Source organism: Catenulispora pinistramenti, assembly GCF_018274385.1.
Taxonomy (GTDB): Bacteria; Actinomycetota; Actinomycetes; order Streptomycetales; family Catenulisporaceae; genus Catenulispora; species Catenulispora pinistramenti.
This window is the reverse complement of the sequence record NZ_JAAFYZ010000058.1, coordinates 1-16,903: the sequence shown is the minus strand read 5'-3', so window position 1 is coordinate 16,903 and position 16,903 is coordinate 1. Positions and strand designations below refer to the sequence as shown.

11 protein-coding genes are annotated in these 16,903 nt (G+C 71.7%); all 11 read left to right on the top strand.

All coding sequences use genetic code 11. The annotated features are described in order from the left end of the window. Positions 1–37: 37 nt before the first annotated feature. The 11 genes from KGQ19_RS18645 (at position 38) to KGQ19_RS18595 (ending at position 16,304) form a co-directional block, all read left to right on the top strand. Positions 38–1,009: an ABC transporter ATP-binding protein gene (locus tag KGQ19_RS18645; protein ID WP_413562744.1), complete on the top strand. Its 972-nt coding sequence runs from the start codon at positions 38–40 to the stop codon at positions 1,007–1,009. Then, complete coding sequence (locus KGQ19_RS18640; RefSeq protein ID WP_307856449.1) at positions 1,006–2,325, top strand: ABC transporter ATP-binding protein; 1,320 nt, start codon at positions 1,006–1,008, stop codon at positions 2,323–2,325. The genes KGQ19_RS18645 and KGQ19_RS18640 overlap by 4 nt, the downstream gene beginning before the upstream one ends. A gap of 18 nt (positions 2,326–2,343) precedes the next feature. Further along, entirely contained in the window at positions 2,344–4,455 is a 2,112-nt protein-coding gene (locus KGQ19_RS18635) for an N-acetylmuramoyl-L-alanine amidase (RefSeq protein WP_212010464.1), read from the top strand. A 212-nt stretch (positions 4,456–4,667) separates the two neighbouring features. Then, positions 4,668–5,759, top strand: a complete 1,092-nt coding sequence (locus KGQ19_RS18630) for an N-acetylglucosamine kinase (RefSeq protein ID WP_212010463.1) — start codon at positions 4,668–4,670, stop codon at positions 5,757–5,759. Between the two features lie 556 nt (positions 5,760–6,315). After that, positions 6,316–7,626: an N-acetylglucosamine kinase gene (locus KGQ19_RS18625; RefSeq protein WP_212010462.1), complete on the top strand. Its 1,311-nt coding sequence runs from the start codon at positions 6,316–6,318 to the stop codon at positions 7,624–7,626. A 179-nt stretch (positions 7,627–7,805) separates the two neighbouring features. Next, positions 7,806–8,561 carry a lysozyme gene (locus tag KGQ19_RS18620; RefSeq protein ID WP_212010461.1) on the top strand — a complete coding sequence of 252 codons (756 nt, stop codon included), beginning with the start codon at positions 7,806–7,808 and terminating at the stop codon, positions 8,559–8,561. A gap of 13 nt (positions 8,562–8,574) precedes the next feature. Beyond that, entirely contained in the window at positions 8,575–9,546 is a 972-nt protein-coding gene (locus tag KGQ19_RS18615; protein WP_212010460.1) for a GH25 family lysozyme, read from the top strand. Positions 9,547–9,707: 161 nt separating this feature from the next. After that, positions 9,708–10,595: a tetratricopeptide repeat protein gene (locus KGQ19_RS18610; RefSeq protein WP_212010459.1), complete on the top strand. Its 888-nt coding sequence runs from the start codon at positions 9,708–9,710 to the stop codon at positions 10,593–10,595. 363 nt (positions 10,596–10,958) lie between these two features. Beyond that, the gene (locus KGQ19_RS18605; protein WP_212010458.1) at positions 10,959–11,924 is read left to right on the top strand and encodes a hypothetical protein; all 966 of its coding nucleotides are present in this window, start codon (positions 10,959–10,961) and stop codon (positions 11,922–11,924) included. A 144-nt stretch (positions 11,925–12,068) separates the two neighbouring features. After that, complete coding sequence (locus tag KGQ19_RS18600) at positions 12,069–12,806, top strand: tetratricopeptide repeat protein (RefSeq protein ID WP_212010457.1); 738 nt, start codon at positions 12,069–12,071, stop codon at positions 12,804–12,806. Positions 12,807–12,914: 108 nt separating this feature from the next. Beyond that, positions 12,915–16,304 (top strand): AfsR/SARP family transcriptional regulator, encoded by a 3,390-nt coding sequence (locus tag KGQ19_RS18595; protein WP_212010456.1) that lies wholly within the window; start codon positions 12,915–12,917, stop codon positions 16,302–16,304. The last annotated feature ends 599 nt before the right edge of the window (positions 16,305–16,903 follow it).

Genomic DNA, 16,903 nt, shown 5'->3' with positions numbered 1-16,903 from the left:
CGACGACGCGGTCCAGGACCAGGCATCGGGCGGCGATGTGCTGAGGTTGGAAGACCTGCACGTCTCCTACAAGACGGCGGCCGGCCCGATCCCGGCGGTGCGGGGCGTCGACCTCGCGCTGCCCGCCGGCGGCCGGCTGGGCCTGGCCGGGGAGTCCGGCTGCGGCAAGTCCACGCTGGCCGGTGCCGTGCTGCGGCTGCTGCCGAAGTCGACGCAGATCACCGGCAGGATCCTGCTGGCCGGCGAGGACGTCCAGGCCATGACCTGGGGCCGGCTGCGCGCCGTGCGCTGGGCCGAGGCCTCGATCGTGTTCCAGGGCGCGATGCACTCGCTGAACCCGGTCCGCCGGGTCGGCGACCAGATCGCCGAGCCGATCCTGCTGCACGACAAGAGCGTCTCGCGCGCCGCCGCCGACCGCCGGGTCGCCACCCTGCTGGACCAGGTGGGCCTGGTCGCCGCGCGGGCCTCGGCCTACCCGCACGAGCTGTCCGGCGGGCAACGGCAGCGCGTGATGATCGCCATGGCCCTGGCCTGCTCGCCCCGCCTGATCGTGGCCGACGAGCCGACCACCGCACTGGACGTGATGATCCAGGCGCAGATCCTGCGCCTGATCGGCGAGCTGGTCACCGAGCACGGCATCAGCCTGCTGATGATCAGCCACGACCTGGCGGTACTGGCCGAGCACTGCGACCGCCTGGCGGTGATGTACGCGGGCCGCATCGCCGAGCAGGGACCGGCCGACCAGGTGTTCACCGACGCGCGCCATCCCTACGGCCGAGCACTGGCCGGCGCCTTCCCGCGCATCGGCGACGCCGCCTCACGTCGGGGCCCGCGCGGCCTGCCCGGCGATCCACCGGACCCGGCGCAGCTCCCGGCCGGCTGCACATTCGCGCCGCGCTGCCCGATCGCCGCGGACGAGTGCCTGACGGCCGAGCCGCCGCTGGTGGCCGCGGGCCCGGGGCGGACAGCGGCTTGTGTGCGGATGGACGTTCTGCGGGAGGCGTTGTGAGCGCGGAGGTGGAGATGGGAGCGACCGGCGAGCCGCGCCTCGGAGGGGACGAAGCGGGGCTGGAGCACGAAGCGGTGCCCGAGCAGGAAGCGGCGCCGGAGCTGGCGGCGCAAGGCGTTTCGGCCGGTGCTGAGGCAGAGGTCGATGAAAGTGCGGCGGCAGAGCAGCCAGCGACTGAGCGGCAGGCAGCTGATTCCGGGCCGGTCGCCGAGACCGTGCCGGAAAGTGCTGTGCAGGCGTCGGCGGGTGAGTCCCGGCCACCCGTTCTGTCCGTCCGCGACCTCTACGTCACCTTCCGATCCCGCCACGGCCGGGGCCGGGCGCGTGCCGTGGACGGCGTCGACCTGGACATCGCGCAGGGCGAGATCGTCGCGCTGGTCGGCGAATCCGGCTGCGGCAAGTCCACGCTGGCTCGTGCGCTCACCGGGCTCGTCGTGCCGACGGCCGGGCGGGTGCTTCAGGACGGCAAGCCGGTGTCCTACCGGGCCCGGGCGTTGAAGGCGTATCGGCGCGGTGTGCAGTTGGTGTTGCAGGATCCGACCGGTGCGCTGAATCCGCGCCGCAGTGTCTACGAGGCCGTGGCTGAAGGCTTACGTATCCACGGCAAGTCCGCGCTCGGCGAGTTCCGCGATGAGAAGGCCAAGGTCGCCGACGCCCTGTCGCGGGCCGGGCTGCGTCCGCCCGAGCGGTTCGTCGGTCAGCATCCGCATGAGCTCTCCGGCGGGCAGCGGCAGCGTGTGGTGATCGCCGGGGCGTTGGTGCTGGATCCGCAGGTGTTGGTCGCCGACGAGCCGGTGGCGTCGCTGGACGCCTCGGTGCGCGGCGAGATCCTGAAGCTGATGCTGGATCTGCGCGCCGGGGCCGGGTTGTCGGCGCTGGTCGTCACGCACGACTTGGGGCTGGCGTGGAACATCGCCGACCGGGTCGCGGTGATGTATCTGGGGCGGATCGTGGAGACCGGGACCGTCGAGGAGGTCCTGACCGAGCCTCAGCACCCTTATACCAAGGCTCTGCTTTCGGTGGTCGCCGAGTCCGATCGGGAGCCGGTGATCCTGTCCGGCGAGACGCCCGACTCCGCCGCGATCCCGCTCGGCTGCCGCTTCCATCCGCGCTGTCCGCTGCTGGCCTCCGGTGAGGCCGAGCGGCTGGGCGTGGCCGAGCAGTGCCGGACTGTCGACCCCAAGCCGCTGCCCTCGAGCGGGCGGCACGCTGCCTGCCACGCGGCCGCCCTGGTCGGCGTGGCCGCACCGAACGCACCGATCGCATCGAACGCACCAATCGCATCAAAGAACGACGCTCCCGCTCCCCCCTCCTGAAGAAGACGAAGGAGCCCCATGAGACGCCCCCCGAGGCGCAGAGCACTGATTCCCGTCCTCGCCACCGCTCTGGTGGCGGCCGGCGCCGCGGTCGTGCCGGCCGCGCACAGCGCCGCCGCGGCCGGCAGCCCGATGGCCGGTCCCAAGGCGGGCCCGTCCAGCCCCGCCGACCCGGCCGGGCGCCAGGCCGCGTTCGCCGCGGCGGCCGCCGAGTTCGGCGTGCCGCTGCCGGTCCTGCTGTCCGTGTCCTACAACGAGTCGATGTGGGAGGCGCACGGCGGCAAGCCCAGTTTCTCGGCCGGCTACGGCCCGATGAACCTGACCAACCTGACCCAGGCCGAGCTGAACAGCGCCGGTTTCACCAGCACCTTCCGCAGCCCGGATCTGCTGAACGCGCCGTCGCTGCACACCGCCGCGAAGGCCGCGGCGCTGGCCGGAGTCGACCTGACCACGGCCGAGACGAACGACGTCCAGAACATCCGCGCCGGGGCCGCGCTGCTGGCGTCCTATGAGAAGCAGTACAACCACGGCGTCCTGCCCCCGGCGCTGGACCTGCCGGGCTGGACCGTCGGCGTCGCGCGCTACTCCGAGGCCTCGGAGACGAAGGTCGCGCAGGTCTTCACCGACGACGTCTTCACCACGATCCGCACCGGCCAGTCGGCCACCACCCAGGACGGCCAGACCCTGGCGCTGCCCGCGCAGCCGTGGGCCTTCGACGACCCGAACGGCGCCCAGCGGCTCGGCCTGGTCAGCGTGGTCCCGCCGGCCGACCCGGTCCACGACCCGTCCCAGCTCAGCGCCCCGGAGTGCCCGGCCAACCTGGACTGCAGCTACTCCCCCAGCGGCTTCTACCAGCTCAGCGCGACCGACAAGTCGGACTACGGGGATCACGACCCGGCGAACCGTCCGGTCACCACCGACATCCGCTACATCACGCTGCACGACAACGAAGAGACCAACGACGGCACGCTGTGGCTGTTCCACGACCCGTCGTACTTCGCCTCGGCGAACTACGAGGTGCGCTCCGAGGACGGCCACGTCACCCAGCTGCTGCCGACCGAGGACATCGCCTGGGACAGCGGCAACGAGTCGTTCTACCAGCACTCGGTCGGCATCGAGCAGGAGGGCTACGCGATCGACGGGGCCACCTGGTACAGCGAGGCGATGTACCGCTCGACGGCCGCGCTGGTCCGCTACCTGGCCGCGAAGTACGACATCCCGTTGGACCGCCAGCACATCCTCGGGCACGACAACATCCCCGGCAGCAGCGACGGCAGCATCGCCTCGCAGCACTGGGACCCGGGACCGTACTGGAACTGGTCGCACTTCATGGACCTGCTCGGCGCGCCGATCCACGCCGACGCCCCGCCGTCGTCGAACGTGGTGGCCGTCAACCCGGTCTTCCAGCTGAACCAGCAGGTGGTCTCCGGCTGCCAGAACATCCAGGACCTGACGCCGTTCCCGGGGCCGTACCACGGCGCCGAGTGGCCGAACCTGAACGGGCCCTGCCCGGCCAGCTACTACAAGGACATGCCGAAGCAGCCCACAAGCTTCGTGTTCCTGCGCACGGCGCCCAGTGACAGCGCGCCTCTGCTGTCCGATCCCTACCTGCACACCGACGGCTCGGCCGGCACCATCCAGGCCGACGACTGGGGTGACAAGGCCAGCAGCGGGCAGGAGTTCGTGGTCGCCGACCGGGCGCCCGGCGGCTGGATCGCGATCTGGTACGCCGGGCAGAAAGCGTGGTTCCACAACGAGTTGGGGCCGGTCAGCGCGGCGCCGGTGAAGGCGCTGACGGTGACGCCGAAGCCGGGCAAGGCGACGGTGCCGGTGTACGTCGAGTCGTTCCCGGAGGCCTCGGCCTACCCGGCGGCGTTCACCAGCTGGTACGGCGGCGTGCCGCGCTCGCAGCGGATCGCGTCGAAGTACGTGCTGGCCGCCGGTCAGGCTTATGTCACCGACGGCAAACCGCTACAGAGCGACTGGTTCAACGCCTACAACATCGACGGGTCGGCGTTCATGGACCAGACCGACTTCAAGGGTGCGACGCAGTACTACCTGATCACCTACAACCACCGGATGGCGTTCGTGAACGCGGCCGATGTGAACGTGGTGGCCTCCACGTCCTGACGGTGCGCGGCGGATCGGCGAGCGGGCGGACCGGAACGCGCGGTCCGCCCGCTTCGTCGGCCGCCGTAACCGGTCGGCGGACCTGGCCGTAACCGGTCCCGGACCTGGCCGGAACCGTTCTCAGGCCCGGGTTCGCATGCCAGACTGTGTCAGGCACCGACCAGTCCGGCAGCGCCCAACACCTGGGCGTGAAGGCCACGCCAGGAGGACCCATGCCGTCCGCTTCCCCCGCCGCCTCGGCTCCGACTCCGGCCGTCCCGGCCGCGGGCCCCGACCGCGCAGCCGCCGGGGCGGCGCCGCGGCGGCAGGCCGCGCGGACCGGCGTCGTGCTGGGCGTGGAGGCCGGGTCGACGCTGGTGGAGGCGGTGGTCGCGACGGTCGGGGGCGAGGTGATCGGGCGCGGGCGCTCGGCACTGGCGAACCCGACGGCGCTGCCGATCCCGGACGTCGTGGCGCACCTGAGCGACGCGGTCAGGCAGGCGATGGGCACGGTCACCCCGGCGTCGGTGGCCGGCGTGGTGGTCGGCGCGGCCGGCATCCTGCGCTACTCCCGCGGCTCCAGCGCCGAGGCACTGGCCAAGACCTGGGTGGACGCCGGGCTGACCTGTCCGGTCCTGGTGGTCGCGGACGCCGTGACCGCCTTCGCCGCCGGCACCCCGCGCCCCAGCGGCTCGGTCCTGATCGCCGGCGTCGGCTCGATAGCCGCCCGCGTCGAGGGCGAGGAGGTCACCGCCCGCATCGACGGCAACGGCTGGCTGGTCGGCGACGACGGATCCGGGTTCTGGATCGGGCGCCAGGCGGTCCGCGCGGTGTTCGCGGCCCTGGACGGCCGCGGCGAGCCGACGCTGCTGGCCGGGGCGGTCCTGTCCACGGTGACCGACGACGTGGTGCCGCAGTCCACCGGCGAGCAGATCGCGGCGCTGCGGGACGCGGTCTACGACGGCCCGCCGATCGCCCTGGCGGCACTGGCCCCGCTGGTCTCGGCGGCGGCGACGGCCGGGGACCGGGTGGCGCAGCGCATCGTGGACCGCGCGGTCAGCCTCCTGATGGCCACCGCGACCGCCCTCACCGGCGACAACTCCGAGGAGCCACTGGTCCTGGCGGGCTCGCTGCTGACGGCGCCCGGCCCGATCGGCGCCGAGGTACAGCGGCGGCTGGCCGAGCACCACGGCGGGACGCCGCTGATCGCGGCGCCGGGCGCGGTGGGCGCGGCCTGGCTCGCGGCGCGGGTCATGGAGCCGGGGATCGACGCCGGGGTGCATGCCCGGTTGGCGGCGGGGGCCGGGGCTGGTTGCCAGGAGTAGGCGGCGGCCGGGGCTGGTTGTCAGGCAGCTGGTTGTCAGGAGTGGGCGGCGGCCGAGGCTGGTTGTCAGGAGTGGGCGGCGGCCGGGCGATCGGCACTGAGGTATAACAGCGCTCTGCGATCCCTGGGCCCGGCCAGCCGGTCGCACTCGGAACGCCCGCAGGCGCTCAGCCGATCAGCTCGGGACTCGGCAGTAGCGGCCGACCCCCGATCCTCTACGCGTTGAGCTGGTCCGCCAGTCGCGGTCAGCAGATCCGCGCAGCGCTGCCCGGCCCGCCCCACCCGCCGCCGTCGCACCTGGTCCGGCCGGACCTGCGGCAAGAATCCACATCAACCCAGAAGCGCCGATCCGTCCCCCGCCGGTTCCGCCCGGGCCCCGGCGCCGCCCCTGTCCACCTGCCATAGCGCCACTCAAACGGGGAGCGTCCCAGATCGGGCGGGCGCCGTCAAGGGTCTGCGATGGCGTTGAGTTGTGGTGCGCACTCTGGCAAGATCCCACACAACGCCACAGGGCACATCCGGTGCCCGCCGGGGCGAGGTCGGAGGTGGCGGCATCCATGGCGGACCCGTGCGTGGTGGGGCTCGACGTCGGAGGTTCGCATTCGCGCGCCGTGCTGGCCACCGTCGACGGGCGCACGCTGGGTACCGGGCGGGCCGGCGGCGGGAATCCGACCGTGTCGGGGGCCGGGGCCGCCATCGCGAACATCGTCGCGGCGTTGAAGGCCGCGCTCGGCGGGATGCCCGGTGAGCGGGTCGGCGCGTGCGTGATGGGGCTGGCCGGAGTCAGTACCCTGATGGCCGATCCGCGCGCGCCGCGGGTGCTGGAGCAGGCCTGGGCCGATGTCGGGCTGACCTGTCCGGTGCAGGTGCTCTCGGATGTGACCGTCTCCTTCGCCGCCGGCACCCCCGCCCCGGACGGGACGCTGCTGGTCTCCGGCACCGGCGCCGTCGCCGCCCGCATGCACGACCGCCTGCCGGCCCGCTTCCGCGACGGCTACGGCTGGCTGCTGGGCGATGAGGGCTCCGGCTTCTGGATCGGACGCCAGGCCGCCCGGGCCGCGATCGCCGCCGCCGACGGCCGCGAGCCGATGGCCGAGTTGGCCACGTCGGTGCTCGCGCAATTGCTGGATCACCACCCGGAGCACGGTCAGGAGGCTGATCCGGACGCCGATCCGGTCGCTGATCCGGACTCCGGTCCCGAAACGGCTCCGAGCCGAGTCTCGGAATCCGATGCCGGCCCGCGCACGACTACTACCTCCGGCCGTAGCACCCCCGGCGGCACGTCCCGCAGCGCGGCCGGCGCCGCACCCGACCGCGCGCCGAACCGGTCGTCCGTTCCCACCGAAACCCAAATCCCCCAAACCCCAACCGTCCAACACCCGTCAGCCCCCGTTCGCCCGGCCGCCACTGGCCGGCTCCCGATCCCGGCCAGCATCGGCGAGGGCTTCACGCTGCGCGGCCGGCGCCGCGCCGCCGAGCTGGTCCGCGCGGTGACGGCGCAGCCGACGGTGGCGCTGTCCAAGCTCGCGCCGCTGGTGATGGCGGCGTACGAGCTCGGCGACCCGGCGGCGGCGCGGATCGTCGCCGCGGCGGCCGAGGTGCTGGTGGAGAGTCTGGCCGGGGTCGGGCCGGTCGCCGGGGAGCCGGTGGTGCTGGGCGGTTCGGTGCTGGTCAGCCGCTCGCCGGTGTTCCAGGCGGTGACCGCGGCGATCGGCCGGCGCTGGCCGGACTCGCCGGTCGGGCTGGCCGCGGACGGCGCGGCCGGGGCCACCTGGCTGGCCGCGCGGCAGGTGCTGGGGGCGGCCGCGGCGGCCGCCGGACACGCGGCGTTCACCCGTGCCGACCACCAGTTCGCAGAATTCTCATAAACAGTCGTTGACTGTTGTTGTTTTCCCGCTACATTGGCTGATGCCGACGGCGGCGAGCACCGTTGCGAAACAGCACCCTGACGCCGGCGCCGGCAAACAGGAGGGGGGCGTCTTCGGGCGTCCACGTCCCCGTCCACGTCGTGGTTCCACCATCAGGTCTCACCCCACAGGAGAGCTCAATGGTCAAGATCTCGTCGTCCGGCCCGCGGCACAGCACCCCCCGCAAGCGGCGCACCGCGCTGGCCGCGCTCGCCGTCGGCACCCTGGCCGGCGCCGCCGCGCTGGTGCCGGGCATGGCCCAGGCGGCCGGCAACCCCCATGGCGACGACGTGTCGTCGCACCAGGGCAACGTGGACTGGGCGGCGACCAAGTCCGCCGGCGCGCAGTTCTCGTACTCGAAGGCGACCGAGGGCACGTACTACACCAACCCGTACTTCGCCCAGCAGTACAACGGCGCCTACAACGCCGGCCTGATCCGCGGCGCGTACACCTTCGCGATCCCGAACGGCTCCACCGGCGCCGCGCAGGCCGACTACTTCGTCGCGCACGGCGGCGGCTGGTCCAGGGACGGCAAGACCCTGCCGGGCGCGCTGGACATCGAGTACAACCCCTACGGCGCCGAGTGCTACGGCCTGAGCCAGAGCTCGATGGTCAGCTGGGTGTCCTCGTTCGTCAACGAGTACCACGCCAAGACCAGCCGCTGGGCCGTCATCTACACCACCACCGACTGGTGGAAGACCTGCACCGGCAACTCCGGCGCGTTCGCCAACAACGACCCGCTGTGGATCGCCAACTACAACGGCTCGGCGGGCACGCTGCCGGCCGGCTGGGGCTTCTACACCATCTGGCAGTACGCCGACTCCGGCTCCATGGCCGGCGACCAGGACGTCTTCAACGGCGACTACAGCCGCGTCCAAGCGCTGGCCAACGGCTGAGCAGGAGCCGACGATGTCCTCATCCACCCACGGAACCCGCCGCGCGGCCCTGCTGGCCCTGGCGGTCGCCACGGCCGGCGCGCTGCTCCTGCCGGCCACCGCCGGCAGCGCCTCGGCCAGCGGCACCACCAAGCCGAGCGCCCCGGCCGGCGTCCCGGCCCCGCACGCCAACCCGCACCCGGGCTACGCGCGCACCGTCACCGGTCAGCTGGTCAAGGTCGACACCACCCGGCACAACACGCCGGTGCACCCGACGGTGGCGACCCACCCCCAGTTGGACTACCTGGGTTCCACTATCAAGGCCCACGAGCCCGCCGCACAGCCCGCCGTGCGGCCGGCGCCCCTGGCCTCGGTGCCGCAACTGCCGGGCATCGACGTCAGCGCGTACCAGGGCAACCTGGACTGGGCCAGTATCGCGCCCAACATCGACTTCTCCTACACGAAGGCGACCGAGGGCACGTATTACACGAACCCGGACTTCTACAACCAGTACGTCGGCCCCTACGACCAGGGGCTGATCCGGGGCTCGTACCACTTCGCCAACCCCAGCGACTCCAGCGGCGCCGCCCAGGCCGACTACTTCGTCAACAACGGCGGCGGCTGGTCCTCCGACGGCCTCACCCTGCCCGGGATGCTCGACATCGAGTACAACCCCTACGGCTCGGAGTGCTACGGCCTGAGCGGAAGCCAGATGAGCAGCTGGATCTGGGACTTCGTGAACGAGTACGCGGCGCGCACGGGCGTCTACCCGGTGATCTACTCGACCACCGACTGGTGGAACACCTGCACCAGCCAGGACACGAACTTCGCGAACTACGACCCGCTGTTCATCGCGAACTACGTGGCTTCCGGCGGCGGCCCGCTGCCCCCGGGCTGGGGCTTCTACACCTTCTGGCAGTACGCGGACTCCGGTTCGGAGCCCGGTGACCAGGACGTGTTCAACGGCCCGTACAGCCAACTGCAGGTCCTGGCCAAGAACGGCTGAGGGTCCGGCATCGACTGACACAGCAGCCGACACGGCGAGTCCCCGTCTCCGCTCCCGGAGGCGGGGACTCGGTGCGTGTCCGCGTCGGTGGCGGGCCGGTTCGGCGCCCCGTTTCCGATCGCTAGTCTGTTCTCTTCTGCGAGCACGAATTGGGGAGAGAGATGAGCGGGGTTCAGCTGTCGGGCGCTGAAGCCATGGAGTTGTTACAACGGGGCGAGGACGCCGCCGAAGCCCAGGACTGGCCGGTGGTCGCGGCCTGCTACGAGCAGTTCCTGACCGCCTTCCCGGACACCCCGATCAGCGCCGAGCTCTGGTTCGACGCGGCGCTGGCACACAAGCTGCTGCGCAACTGGCCCAAGGCCTACGAACTGGGCCGGCAGGCGGCGCTGCGGGCCGGCGAGGCGGAGGGCAACGCCGCGTGGTGGAACCTGGGGATCGCCGCGACGATGGTCGGCGACTGGGGCACGGCGCGCGAGGCGTGGACCAAGTACGGCGTGCCGCTCACCCCCGGCGAGGGTGAGATCGAGGACGGATTCGGCTCGGCACTGGTGCGGCTGGACCCCGACGGCGCCGCGGAGGTGGTGTGGGTGCGGCGCATCTGCCCCACGCGGGCCCGCGTGCTGTCGGTACCCTACGGCGAGCGCCGCTTCGGCGAGATCGTCGTGCACGACGGCGCCGCCACCGGCGAGCGCCGGGTCGGCGACCACACGTTCCCGGTCTTCGACGAGCTGGCCCTGTGGCTGCCGTCACCGACGCCGACCTGGCGCGCGCAGGTGACCGCCCCGGCGCCGGAGGACATGACGGCGCTGGCCGACGCCTTCGACGATCAGGGACTGGCGATGGAGCCGGTGGACAGCGTGACGTTCCACTGCACCTGTTGCAGCCGCGGATCGCTGGAGTCGGCCACTACGGTGCTCGCCGGCGCGCGGGACGTGTTGCTGGCGGCGCCGGACGAGCAGACGGCGACCGGGATCCTCACGGCGTGGGCGGTGGCCGGCGCGGGGCGGGCCTGGCACGCGATTCACGCCAAGGCGGGGGCGGATCGGTGATGCGGAAGCAGTCGGTGCGGAAGCGGCCCGACAATGCGAGGTAATCCTCAAGCCCTGATATGAGGATCGGCGTCTACGCGTCTATGCGTCTACAGCGGAATTCGTATTTTGACTACGCAGTCTTCTCCGCACGGACGCGACAATCCGCACGGCATATCGGGCAAGCGGTCGCAGGCCGCCCACACCGGCCGGTCAGGGTGTCGAATCTACGTCTTTTGTCACCCTGTACCCGCCTTCCCGCCCCAGGTCAGGGTGGGATAAGCTCCAGCGCTGTCCATGAGCGAAGCTATGCCGCTGACATCCCAGACACAACCTAAGTGATCCGGTCGCGAGGGCTCGGGGCCGGCACAGAGAAGAGCCAGCATGACCACCAGCCGAATAGGCCGCGGAGCGCTCGTCACGCTCGGCGCGGCAGCATCGATGGCTTGGGCCGCGGGTGCCGCGAACGCCTGCATTGAGACCCCGCACCCGCCGTCGACCCCGAAGCCGCCGGCTCCCACGAACCACAACCCCGACCACGTGTGCAAGGTCAGCGACAACGACGTGCAGTACGCGGTGTCCGGCCAGAACGGTAACGCTGTCGGCGCCTGGCACTCGACCCACGGGTTCTACCGGACCCAGGCCGAGCCGACCTACGGCTATGTGGTGCAGCTCAACCCGGGCCGGGTCGCCGAGGGCTGCACCGGCAGCGTCGATGTCTCGCTGGCCTCCTATGACGCCGACCACGCGAAGTGGGAGGACACGGGCCTGCAGACGTTCGTGGACTTCTCGACCACGACCCTGAGCACGGCGTCGAAGACCTCGACCACCGCGCACCTCACGGTGAAGCTCCCCGGCGGCACCGCCCCGACGTGCTTCGGCCAGATCGACCTCTACCCCGGCAGCATCAAGTACGACGGCACCAACGGCCACGGGCTGCCGAACCACAAGGACGGCGTCGACACGCCGCCCGGGGTCTGGACCGCCTGGAACGACTCGGACGCCACCGGGGACTGCGCCGCGCCGTCGACCGGCGGCAGCACCACTCCGCCGCCGTCGACCGGCACCACCACGACGCCGCCGTCGACGCCCCCGACGACCACGCCGACCACGCACCCCTCGACGCCGGTCTCCTCGACCCCGCCGGCGGCGCCGAAGCCGAGCAGCAGCACCGGCACCAGCACGCCGACCACCCCGGCGACCACCACCAGCCCCGGCACCCCGACCCTGGCCCACACCGGCGCCAACGTCGGTGAGGTCAGCCTGGTGGCGCTGGCGTTCTTCGGCGCGGGCGGCACGGCGATGTTCGCCTCGCGGAAGGCCAAGGCCGTCGGCGCGCGCCGGCACTGAGGCGGACGACGCGGCGCAGCGGCACCGCTTCGCGTTCGCATCCGCATCAGGACTCTGATGCGATGCGATGGACGCTCTCCAGAACCGCCGACCGGCATCGCCGGTCGGCGGTTCTCGTTTGTCTCCTCCGATAGCCTTCGAACCATGGGGACAACGGGAAGCACAGCTGACACAGCGGAACAGTTACTGGCGGACGGCACCGACGCGCTGATGGACGCCTCGTTCAGCCTGGGCGACTTCGACGACGCGCAGGCCAAGCTGGAGGCGGCCCGGGCGCGGGCCGTGGCCGACGGCGACCGTCGGAGCGAGGCCTTGGCGCTGGACAAGCTCGCGATGGTGCTGCACTACCGCGCGTTGGAGAACAACCGCGACACGTCGAACGCGGACGCCGAGGAGGCGCTGTTCCGACAGGCGCTGGCGACGCAGCGGGAGATCGGCGACCTGGCGGGCGTCGCCGAGTCGCTGTTCGGCATCGGACTGGTGCACCAGGTGCTGCACGGCGACTGGGCGACGGCGATGCCGTACTACCGCGAGGCACTAGAACTGGCGGATCAGCATGCCGACGCTTACGTGCGCTCGGAGTGCTACCGGCACCTGGGCTTCTACTACTTCGCCGAGGAACACGACGCGGACACCGCCCTGAAGCATCTCCAGACCTCGCAGCGCCTCCGCGAGGAGTGGGGCGACCCGCGCTCGATCTCCAGCGGCACCCTGACGATCGGCCAGCTCCATCTGCTCGCCGGCCGGCACGCCGACGCGGCCCGGGACCTGCGGACAGCCCTGGAGCAGATGGAACAGGCCGGCGTCGGCGGACGGCGTGCGGAGCAGGGCGCCGAGTGGCTGCGGCGCGCTGAGGCGGGGGAACCAGCACCAGCGATTTAGAGCGTGCGCCCCAACTCCCGATCAGGCCGGGCCGACTGCAACCATCAACACCCTCGGCAAGTCGTAGTGTGATGGAGGCGCACGAAGTGGGCCAGGGTGGAGGCTGCGATGTGGTTCGGGGTGTTGGGACCGACGATCGTCGTCGACGAGGACGGTGCGGATGTGCCGCTCGGGCCCGGGATACCGCGCGCTGTGCTGGCGATGCTGCTGGCCCGGGCGAACCGGACGGTGCCCGCCGATCGGCTGGCGGCCGCGGTGTGGGGCGGGAAGCCGCCGCCGTCCGCCGAGGCGTCGCTGCGCAACCATGTGGCGCGGCTGCGCAGGCAGTTGGGCGCGGCGGCCGGTGAGCGGATCCAGACCGCGAATCCGGGCTACCGCATCGAGGTGCGCGACGGGGAGTCGGACGAGCAGGACTTCGCCGACCGCACCCGGCGCGGGCACCAGGCGCTGGCCGACCGGGACTGGGCGACGGCGGCGGCCGAACTGGGCGGTGCGCTGGCCCTGTGGCGCGGCGAGCCCTACGCCGACCTGACGGCCGAGGCCGGGAACGAAGCGCACGTCCAGCAGCTCCAGGAGTCGCAGATGCTGGCCTGGCAGGCCCGGATCGACGCCGACCTCCAATTGGGCCGGCACCGGGAAGTGGTGCCGGAACTGGTCGCCCTGGCGGCCCGGAATCCGGTGCGCGAGGCCCTGCACAGCCAGCTGATGCTCGCCCTCTACCGATCGGGCCGCCAGGCCGAGGCCCAGGAGGTCTTCCACACGCTGCGGCGGACGCTGTCCGACGAGCTGGCCGTACAGCCGTCCGCCGGGATCAGCGGGCTGCATCGGCGGATCATCGCCAACGACCCCGGTCTTGAGCTGGCCGCCCCGCAGGCGCCTGCCGGGACCGTTACCTCCCCCGCCAACACCAACACCAACACCAACACCAACACCGCAGCGGCATCCGGCGTCCCGCCGACAGCGGTCCCCGACGGTTTCCGGTTCCAACTGCCCGCCGACACCAGGGCCTTCACCGGCCGCGACGCCGAGCTGCAAGCCCTGTTCGCCGCGGCCGACAGCGGTGACGGCACCGTGGTGATCACTGCCCTGGACGGCATGGGAGGGGTGGGCAAGTCCACGCTCGCCATGCACGCCGCGCATCTGCTCAGCCCCCGCTTTCCGGACGGTCAGCTGTTCGTCGACCTGCGCGGCAACACCGCCGGTCTGGAACCGCTGAACCCCATGGACGCCTTGCACCACCTGCTGACCTCCCTGGGGGTGCCGGCCCAGGCCGTACCGGCCGATCCGGCCTCCCGGGCCGCGTTCTACCGGGCCCGGCTGGCTGGTACCAGAACACTGATCGTCCTGGACAACGCCGGCGGCACCGCCCAGGTGCGGCCGCTGCTGCCGGGCTCGGCCGGCTGCCTGGTCCTGGTCACCAGCCGCAAGCGGCTCAGCGGGCTGGAGGACGCACACCTGTTGACGGTGGACGTGCTGCCCGAGGCCGAGGCGCTGGTCCTGTTGCAGCGGCTGGTCGGCGCCGAGCGGGTGTCGGCGGCCGATCCGGCCGTGGCCGAGCTGATCGCGCTGTGCGGGCGGCTGCCGCTGGCGATCCGGATGGTCGCCGCCCGGCTGCGGGTCTCGCGGCGGCGGACCGTGGCGGACCTGGTGGCCGCGCTGCGGGACGAGGCCGGCCGGCTGGACCGGCTGCACGACGACGACCGCGACCTGACCTCGCTCTTCGAGTCCTCCTACAGCTGGCTGCCGGAGCCCGAACAGCGTCTGTTCCGGCGGCTCGGCCTGATACCCGGCACCGAGGTGGACGCCCCGGCCGCCGCGGCGCTGCTGGGCGCCGAGATGCGTGAGGCCGAGCGGGTCCTGGAGTCGCTCGTGGATCACAGTCTGCTGATCGAGCACTCGCCGAACCGGTACCAGATGCACGATCTGGTGCGGGTCTTCGCGCGGAGCGTCAGCGAGCGGGAGCCGGAGGGGCAGCGCCTGGCCGCGACCGACCGCCTCTTCGACTACTACCTGCGGGCCTCGGGCGCCGCCGGTCTGCTCCTCGCGCGCTATACCCGGACCTGGCTGCCGGCACAGAGCAACGGCGGCGACTCCGGCGGATCGTCGGCCGGCCAACCGCCCGGCCCGGTGGCTCCGGTCCAGCCGCCGCTGAACCGCGACGCCGCGCAAGCCTGGCTGAGTACCGAGCGCGCGAACCTGCTCGCCGCCGTCGAACAGGCCTGGGCCGCCCGCCAACCGGAGCGCGTGATCGGGCTCGTGGCCGGGCTGGCTCCGTTGCTGGAGTCCGAAGGCAACTGGCAGGAAGCCGGGCTGCTGCACGAGAAGGCCATCCAAGCCGCTGAGGAGTCCGGCGAAGCGCTCGCCGCGCGCGAGGCGTTGTTCCACCTCGGGTCCATCCGCCGCGTCCTGACCGATCTGGCCTCGGCCACCGAGATCCACACCCGGATCCTGGAGCAGTGCCGAGCGGCCGGCGACCGGCTCGGCGAGGCCAACGCCATCCACGAACTCGGCTGCGTCAAGTACACCCAGAGCGATTTCAAGGCCGCCACGGAGCTTTTCGAGACGGCTCTGGGCCACTACCGGGACCTCGACGACCCCCGCGGCCGCGCCTACACACTGCTCTCCCTGGGCCGCACCCTCCACGGCACGGGCGACTTCGCCGGAGCCGCGGCACTGATGAGGTCGGCCCTGACCGAGTTCGAAGGCCTGGGCGACGCCAAGAACCGCGGCATCGCCCTGGCGATCCTCAGCCACACCCACCGCGAAATCGGCGACTACCCGGCCGCGATGGCGTCCGCCTACGAAGCCCTGGAGATCTTCCAGTCCCTGGGCCAACGCGGGAACGCGGCCAACGTCGCCGTCGAACTCTGCCGAATCCGCTACGCCCTCGGCGAATACCGGGCCGCCCTCGAACTCGCCGAAAGCGCCCTCGCCTTCTTCCGCGAAGTACGCGTCCCCCTGGGCATCGCCTACGGCCTGCGAGACACCGGCCGCATCCGACTAGCGCTGGGCGAAACCCCGGCCGCCATCACCCTGCTCACCGAAGCCCTCACCGCCTTCGAAGAGATCGGCAACCACCTCGGCATCGCCAACACCTGCCACGACCTGGGCCGCGCCCACCACACCACCGGCCGCACCCACAAAGCAGCCGAGTACCTGGAGCGCGCCAACGCCGAGTTCCGCAGCGCCGGCGACCGCCACGGCGAGGCCGACGTCCACGCCACCCAGGGCCGACTAGCCCTGGACACTTCCCGCCCGGACCAGGCCCGCGAACACTTCGACCAGGCCTGGAAACTGGCAACCGACGTCGGCAGCCCGCCGCTCACCGCCAGCGCACTGGAAGGCCGGGCACACCTCGCCCTGCTCGCCGACCAGCGCGAGGAGGCAATCGCAGACCTCCGCGAAGCCGTCGCCATCTACGAGCGGATCTCTTCGCCGAGGGCTGCGCAGACGGCTGCGGAACTGGCGAGGTTGGGTGATGGGTCAGAGGAGTTGTGAGCATCGGAGGAACGAGCTACTGCTGTATCAGGCAACGTTTGCCCGGGAGTTTGCGCGATGTGGTTCGCGATGTGGTTCGCGATGTGTGCCGGTCGGCGGGCGGGATTCGTTGGCGGGTGAAGTTTGCTGGGGGCTGGAGTTTGCTGGGGGCTGGAGTTTGTGGGCCGGGTTGCTGTTGCGGTGTGGGTTGAAAGGCGATTTTTACGGCCTTCGGTCATAATTGTGCCGGTTCGGGGTTCGGGGCGGCGGGTGTGCTTGTCGGCTGCCGGTTTCCGCGTTCACAACCCCGCCGCACCTCAGGCCTCTTCAACTCCAGCAAGTCCGGGCAAGGGGCACAAGCAAGATCAACAGCACGGGCAAGATCAAGAGCCACAAGCAAGATCAAGATCAAAAACTGTGATGAAGGGCCGGGCCTCCGGCGGGCCTCGGCAACCTCAGGGAAACTAGCGCGGTTCCCTCGGGTGGCTGGGTGAGTCTCAGCGGCGGCGGTTCCTGAGGTGGTGCGGTCCGTTCCCCTCGGTCGCGTCGTCAGCCCGGGGGGTACAGCACCGGTGTCCGGGGGTAAAGTCCGCGCGCTTGCGGTCATGCGTGTGAGCTGC

Bases quoted from the DNA above. Each gene is read 5' to 3' on its own strand.
- KGQ19_RS18635 (WP_212010464.1), top strand. From the start codon at position 2,344: ATGAGACGCCCCCCGAGGCGCAGAGCACTGATTCCCGTCCTCGCCACC.
- KGQ19_RS18630 (WP_212010463.1), top strand. From the start codon at position 4,668: ATGCCGTCCGCTTCCCCCGCCGCCTCGGCTCCGACTCCGGCCGTCCCG.
- KGQ19_RS18625 (WP_212010462.1), top strand. From the start codon at position 6,316: ATGGCGGACCCGTGCGTGGTGGGGCTCGACGTCGGAGGTTCGCATTCG.
- KGQ19_RS18620 (WP_212010461.1), top strand. From the start codon at position 7,806: ATGGTCAAGATCTCGTCGTCCGGCCCGCGGCACAGCACCCCCCGCAAG.
- KGQ19_RS18615 (WP_212010460.1), top strand. From the start codon at position 8,575: ATGTCCTCATCCACCCACGGAACCCGCCGCGCGGCCCTGCTGGCCCTG.
- KGQ19_RS18610 (WP_212010459.1), top strand. From the start codon at position 9,708: ATGAGCGGGGTTCAGCTGTCGGGCGCTGAAGCCATGGAGTTGTTACAA.
- KGQ19_RS18605 (WP_212010458.1), top strand. From the start codon at position 10,959: ATGACCACCAGCCGAATAGGCCGCGGAGCGCTCGTCACGCTCGGCGCG.
- KGQ19_RS18600 (WP_212010457.1), top strand. From the start codon at position 12,069: ATGGGGACAACGGGAAGCACAGCTGACACAGCGGAACAGTTACTGGCG.
- KGQ19_RS18595 (WP_212010456.1), top strand. From the start codon at position 12,915: ATGTGGTTCGGGGTGTTGGGACCGACGATCGTCGTCGACGAGGACGGT.